This is a genomic window from Campylobacter sp. 2018MI13, from assembly GCF_018501135.1.
In the GTDB taxonomy this organism is placed as follows: Bacteria; Campylobacterota; Campylobacteria; order Campylobacterales; family Campylobacteraceae; genus Campylobacter_E.
The window spans coordinates 1-3,810 of the sequence record NZ_JAHCZC010000109.1; the positions used below are offsets into that span (position 1 = coordinate 1).

Here is a 3,810-nt window from a genome sequence, read left to right on the forward strand (position 1 = left end):
ATTTTTATAATTCATATTTTAAATTCCTTTAAAATTAAAGCGAATAATAAAGGAATTTAAAAAACGAATTTTAGATTTAAATTCCGTGCCAAAAAGCACGAAATTTATAAATTATTAGTTAAATTAAAAATGAAAACCTAAACCAAGATTTATATAAAGGTTATTATTCTTTTGTGAAAATAAATTATCTTTAACACCCACTTTAGTGCTAACATAAGGGCTATAACGAGATGGTGTAGTATTAAACAACATACCTAAAGATATATCATAAGCATTTCTATTCTTTTTCACACCAAATTCATTTTGAACATCTCTAAAATAATTATTACTTAAATAAAAATTATAATAAGCATCAAGAGTTACCATATATTTTTTTGTATCAAATGGTTTTGATAAGGCACTTAAACCAAATTTTAATCCCTTAATATCATAAATAGCACCGCCTCTAATACCCATATTATGATACGCAAGACCACCCATTAAGTTCAAACTAAGCTCATCTTCATATTCATCATTAACATACATTCCATAACCAATCAAAGCACTAAAATCAAATTGATTATTTCTTATAATTGGAATTAAGTCATCAAATCTATCTTTATAATTATTCCAAAAATAATTAGCCTCAAAACTCCAAACAAATTCAGAATCTCTTTCGTGCTCTTTATAAGTTCTAATATAGCCATTAATATCCCAATTATTATTGCCTAAATATTCTTTATTATTGATAATAAACATTGTTTTTGAAGTAGATAAAAAGCCAAAATTAATACCAGAATAAGTTCCCGCATTAGCAGCTACGCCTAAAGCACCTAAACAAAGTGTTGAAAACAATAATTTCTTCATTCATTCTCCTTTTTTTGATAAAAAAGAAAATAATACCCCCCCCATTCTTAAAAAATACTTAATATTGTAAAAATTTATATGATTTGTTTAAGTATCTATAATTATTAAAAAAATATTTTAGATTTAACATAATCAATTAGCTTACATTAAAAAATTTGAGAATATTTTTAAATCAACAAATAAACTTAATAAGCATTAAGCCTAAACAAATAAAGCTAATTAGGAATTAGCTAATTCCTAATCTTGCCTTAGAGTTATCACTAATTTTCATTAATTCATCTAATAATTTATCTTTTTCTTTATCAAAATCAAATTTAAAGCTTTGTTGCATTAGCTTTTCTTTATCTACAAATTCATCCATTGAAATTCCATGTTTTTTAAAAATAGCTTGTAATTTAGGGTGATTTAGTCCAATATTTCCTGCAGGTGCATCATATTTTTGCATAAATTCTTTTGATGATTTTTTAGCAAATTCAATTATTTTTAATTCTAAATCAGGTGTGATTTGATAGTTTTCTAATACTTCTTCTGCTCTTTTAAAAAATTGTTCGTCTAAATCATTTTTAATTGGATCTAATTTCCTAGTTTCAATTTCTCCACAAGCTTCTAGGAACATCATTACCCCTAAATCTTCTTTAGGAATTCTATTTAAATACTCACTATCTAATTCTTTATCTTTTCTAGGAGTATGCCATTCGGTTGGAAAGTAAGTACAAAAACCAAACATAGACCAAGAAAAATCATCTTCAGCATTTGATATACACTTATTAATTAGTTCATCATTTATATTACTTGCTGCTTTACTTTGAGCTTGTAAGGCTTCTTCAAATGAAGCTTTTTTATTATCATTTAAGTTATTTGTCTTAGTAAAAGAACTAAGAACTATCCTATCATTTATTAACATTTGCTCTCCTTTAATTTAGGAATTAGCTAATTCCTAATCTTGTCTTAGAGTTATCACTAATTTTCATTAATTCATCTAATAATTTATCTTTTTCTTTATCAAAATCAAATTTAAAGCTTTGTTGCATTAGCTTTTCTTTATCTACAAATTCATCCATTGAAATTCCATGTTTTTTAAAAATAGCTTGTAATTTAGGGTGGTCAAGCCCTACGCTACCTGATGGTAAATCAAATTTATTCATAAATTCTTTTGATGATTTTTTAGCAAATTCAATTATTTTTAACTCCAAATCAGGTGTGATTTGATAGTTCTCTATGATTTCTTCTGCTACTTTTAAACCTTCATAATCTAAATTATTTTTAACTGATTCTAGTTTTTTAGTCTCAACTATCCCACAAGCTTCTAAAAACATCATTACCCCTACATCTTCTTTAGGTAATCTTGCCATATAATCATCTGAAGTCTCTTTATCTTTTCTAGGAGTATGCCATTCTGTGGGAAAAAATAAACAATTTCCATAGTGCATCCAAGCAAAATCATCTTTAGAATTTGATATACACTTATTAATTAATTCATCATTTATATTACTTGCTGCTTTACTTTGAGCTTGTAAGGCTTCTTCAAATGAAGTGTTTTTATTATCTTTTAAATTATTTGTCTTAGTGAAAGAACTAAGAACAATCCTATCATTTATTAACATTTGCTCTCCTTTAATTTATAATAATTAAACAAGAGCAAAATGTGTTCCTTATTTAAATAAACAAATAATAAGTATTAAGTAGCTTTAAATATTTAATATTTTAATTCATTCAATAGTAATTATTTAATTAGAAATTAATTCATAAATCAATATAATTCAAATTATTTTTAAGGAGAGTTTATGAAAAAGATATTATTAAGTTTAGCTTTAATTTCAGGCTTATTTGCTGTTGATATTAGTAATATTGATAAAGCTTGTAAAAATCAAGACCAATCAAATTGTGCTTTTGAGCTTGATGAATACTGCAAAGAAGATTTGAAAGCTTGTTATCAATACTCAAAAGATTTATGTGCTAAAGATAATTTTAGTGGTTGTTTAATGACAGCTATTGCTAATGTAAAATTAGTGAAAGAACAATTAATTGATATTAAAGAAGCCTATATTGATGCTCAAAAAGCTATAAGTAAATTATGCGAATTACCAAATATAATAGTAAAAAACGAATCATCTCATAACAAATTTTGCGTTGTAGCAGGAGATGGATTGGTTTTAAAAGATGGTAAAGATTATGGTTTAGAAACAAATCCACAAAAAGCCTTGAGTTATTACAAAAGAGCTTGTGATGCTCAATCTAATGTGGGTTGTGAAAGATATAATAGTTTAAAAACTTTTTTAAATAAATAATTCTAAAATTATCAAGGAAATGGCTTAAAAAGTCCTTTCCTTTTAAATCTTATTAATATTTACACTTATAAAATGCTTTTTGTTTTATTGCTTGATTGTTGTTGTTATATCCTTGATAATACTCATCTTTAGAATACTCAAAAAACTCAAGATAAAAATCTATATGCTTATTTTGTGTTTTTATATTTTTCATCATATTACAAATTTCATTGCTTGTAGTTCTATCTACATTGTTATAAATATTTAAATAAATATTATTAAAAGACGAATCGTATAAAATATAAGTTCTACTAATACAATCTTCTTTAGAATTACAATAATTATTTTTAATAAGAATTTTTTCTATTTTATCAATTGATAAGCTAACAATATTTATGATATTACTATCAGCTTTGCCGTAACTTAAAAAAACTAAAAAACCAATAATAAAAAATATTAAAAAAATCATTATATAAAATATTGTTTTTAGCATTTTAAAGACATTTCTAAGCTTTTAAATCTAGTAATTTATAAGCTTTTAGCTCATCAATTAGCTTTATACTAAACTCACAAAATTCTTCTAAATTATTTTTGTCTTTTAATTCTTTTTCTTTATCTTCATTTATTTTTAAAGAATTTGAGTTTTTAAATAATTTTATATCTTGCTTTAGTTTTCTTATGTGATTGTTTTCTTCAT

At 24.2% G+C, this 3,810-nt stretch carries 6 protein-coding genes; 1 reads left to right on the plus strand and 5 read right to left on the minus strand.

Annotated elements, in window-relative coordinates:
- Nucleotides 1-123: 123 nt before the first annotated feature.
- The 3 genes from KJQ99_RS08800 to KJQ99_RS08810 all read right to left on the minus strand — a co-directional run bounded on the left by KJQ99_RS08800 (nt 124) and on the right by KJQ99_RS08810 (nt 2,450).
- Nucleotides 124-846, minus strand: coding sequence for a hypothetical protein (locus tag KJQ99_RS08800; RefSeq protein WP_214150573.1), 723 nt, complete (start codon nt 844-846; stop codon nt 124-126).
- 226 nt (nt 847-1,072) lie between these two features.
- Nucleotides 1,073-1,750: a hypothetical protein gene (locus KJQ99_RS08805; protein ID WP_214150574.1), complete on the minus strand. Its 678-nt coding sequence runs from the start codon at nt 1,748-1,750 to the stop codon at nt 1,073-1,075.
- A 22-nt stretch (nt 1,751-1,772) separates the two neighbouring features.
- Entirely contained in the window at nt 1,773-2,450 is a 678-nt protein-coding gene (locus KJQ99_RS08810; RefSeq protein ID WP_214150575.1) for a hypothetical protein, read from the minus strand.
- A 180-nt stretch (nt 2,451-2,630) separates the two neighbouring features.
- Between KJQ99_RS08810 and KJQ99_RS08815 the strand changes: the two genes are divergently transcribed.
- A complete protein-coding gene (locus tag KJQ99_RS08815; protein WP_214150576.1) occupies nt 2,631-3,134 on the plus strand; it encodes a hypothetical protein in 504 nt (167 codons plus the stop codon).
- 52 nt (nt 3,135-3,186) lie between these two features.
- Here KJQ99_RS08815 and KJQ99_RS08820 read toward each other — a convergent pair whose 3' ends face one another.
- Together KJQ99_RS08820 and KJQ99_RS08825 are read right to left on the minus strand one after the other, a co-directional pair.
- On the minus strand, nt 3,187-3,582 hold the full coding sequence (locus KJQ99_RS08820) for a hypothetical protein (protein WP_214150577.1): 396 nt from the start codon (nt 3,580-3,582) through the stop codon (nt 3,187-3,189).
- Nucleotides 3,583-3,619: 37 nt separating this feature from the next.
- A partial coding sequence (locus KJQ99_RS08825) for a hypothetical protein (RefSeq protein WP_214150578.1) occupies nt 3,620-3,810 on the minus strand: 191 nt, incomplete at its 5' end.

Coding starts and splice junctions, on each gene's coding strand:
- KJQ99_RS08805 (WP_214150574.1), bottom strand. CDS start 1,750: ATGTTAATAAATGATAGGATAGTTCTTAGTTCTTTTACTAAGACAAAT.
- KJQ99_RS08815 (WP_214150576.1), top strand. CDS start 2,631: ATGAAAAAGATATTATTAAGTTTAGCTTTAATTTCAGGCTTATTTGCT.
- KJQ99_RS08810 (WP_214150575.1), bottom strand. CDS start 2,450: ATGTTAATAAATGATAGGATTGTTCTTAGTTCTTTCACTAAGACAAAT.
- KJQ99_RS08800 (WP_214150573.1), bottom strand. CDS start 846: ATGAAGAAATTATTGTTTTCAACACTTTGTTTAGGTGCTTTAGGCGTA.
- KJQ99_RS08820 (WP_214150577.1), bottom strand. CDS start 3,582: ATGATTTTTTTAATATTTTTTATTATTGGTTTTTTAGTTTTTTTAAGT.